At 34.5% G+C, this 2,129-nt stretch carries 2 protein-coding genes; both read right to left on the reverse strand.

The genetic code is table 11. The features are described 5' to 3' along the window. Window positions 1–113: 113 nt before the first annotated feature. Entirely contained in the window at window positions 114–920 is an 807-nt protein-coding gene (locus tag BUB35_RS18210) for a hypothetical protein (RefSeq protein WP_072854039.1), read from the reverse strand. Between the two features lie 264 nt (window positions 921–1,184). Then, entirely contained in the window at window positions 1,185–2,024 is an 840-nt protein-coding gene (locus tag BUB35_RS18215; RefSeq protein ID WP_072854041.1) for a tyrosine-type recombinase/integrase, read from the reverse strand. Window positions 2,025–2,129: the final 105 nt, after the last annotated feature.

A 2,129-nucleotide genomic window follows, 5' to 3' on the forward strand; every position in this document is an offset into this window, starting at 1 on the left:
ATGAAAAAGAAGAATGGTACTGGGCACAGCACTAAGCAGCTGTACTCGGCACTTTTCTTTATAAATTGTGTCCACTTTATTGACTATAGTCCAGTAGGCTTATTTCTGCTCCCCTATTGTCCTATTTTCTCTGCCAATAGAAGAACATCTTCCGCTTCTAAAACTTTTTGATAAGACTGTTGAATCAGAAAAGATACTTTTTTCCGCAATTCTTCCTGCATTTGTTCATATAATTTCAGAAGATTTCTTGGGTTTGCTTTTTCCGGTTTCACATCTGCCAATACACACAACTGTTTCATCCACGAAATGATCACTGTTCGATGAATTTCTTTATTTCTCTGAGAGCAAAAGATGGGCTCCTCTTTTATGCCTTTTCGGTTACAGTAATCCAGCAATTCACTTTGCAATGGTATTGGAATGACCACAGTTCTACTTTTAGAATCCGTTAAAATAGTTCCGTATCCAGCCTGTACAAAAGAAACTGTAATCTGCGGAAGCTCTCTTACGGATACCCCCAATACGCAAATGGTTTTCATAATAAAGTAAATCTGTTCTTTATTCTGTTTTTTAGCAACCTGAAGTAATCGAATATATTCCTCTCGTCGCAAAGGCTCCATCTGTACTTCATTAGGATGGATACCAGCTACTTGCCAGTTCCGCTCTCCCACAAAGTCCAAAAACTGATTTATAATCGCCAAACTACGGTTGATACTTCTAGTAGAAAATTTTCCCTCATTTATCATTTTCTCTTTCCATTGCAGGAGTGTATTTGGCTTCAATTCCACATCTGGTAAAAGTTCTTCCCTAAAATGCAAAAGGACTCTACGGTACTCTACAATGGTGTCTTTCTTAAGACCTATTTTTTCTTTCATACTTAAAAAAGTATTGATTGTCTCAATATCAAAAGGAATCGTTTTCATAAAAATCACTCATTTCTAACAGAATTTCTATTCCGTAGTATTTTTACTTTATTTTTGTCTATAAATTCATCATAAAATAAAACTCCCCGATTCATTTTTTAGAAAAAAGCAACAAAATAAACCGGTTTTGTCATTGAAAACAAATCGGTTTTGTTTTTATGTTTTTAACTTGCTATAATTGTAAAAAAATGCTATTATAAAAATATACAGATGTATTACAGCATAAATTTATGTACAAGCAAATACTACGGAATAGAAATTCCGTTACCACACCAGCCTCATTTGGTTTAATCTTCTCCGATGTTCTTTTCCGCTCTCCATAATATAAATTCTTGTAGTCTCTATGCTACTGTGTCCTAGTAGATCTGCCAATTTTGCAATGTCTTTTTCTAAACTATAAAATGTTCGAGCAAACAAATGCCGAAGATTATGAGGAAAAACTTTTTCCGGTGAAACGTGCGCTTCCCTGCACAGTTTTTTCATGTCAGCCCAGATATTGCTTCTATTCAATGGACGTCCGCTCTTTGTTATAAACACATGCCCTTCCTCTATGCTATGGTTTTTGGCATATCTAAGCAGTATTCTTTGCAGTTTTTCAGGTAAAAATATAATTCGACGTTTTCCTTTACAATTTACTTCCGCACACCCTTTTCGCAGTGCTTCTACTGTAATAAACTGCAGCTCTGAGACACGGATTCCTGTCGCACATATCGTTTGAATAACCAACGAAAGGCGGATATTACCCTTTTTTTGAGCAGTTTCTACTAATCTTATATATTCTTGCCTTGTAAGTTCTTTTTCCTCTTTGCTAAAAATTTCTTTCTGTATTTTCAACAGCTTCATCCGTAAATCATGTCTACCCAGAAATGAAAAAAAACCATTAGCAGCAACCAGCTTTCCATTCACACTGGATGCGCTATAGTTATTCTGAAGTTTTGTTTTCCACAAAATCAAAACTTCTTTTGTTAGGTCTTTTTGGGATAAAAATTTCAATAAATCGTACAATTCTCTTTTGTACTTTTCAATGGTTTCCTTACTTTTTTCCTGCTCTTTTAAAAAAATCAAATAACTTTCGATTTCTTTTGCAGACAACATTTCAATCATTGCAAAAAACCTCTGGATCTATATTAAAAAAGTGGACACATAAAGTAACTATCTATTACAATAAAGTAGACACCAAAAGGAGGTATTTACATGTCAACAAACAGC

The organism is Anaerotignum lactatifermentans DSM 14214 (genome assembly GCF_900142265.1).
In the GTDB taxonomy this organism is placed as follows: domain Bacteria; phylum Bacillota; class Clostridia; order Lachnospirales; family Anaerotignaceae; genus Anaerotignum; species Anaerotignum lactatifermentans.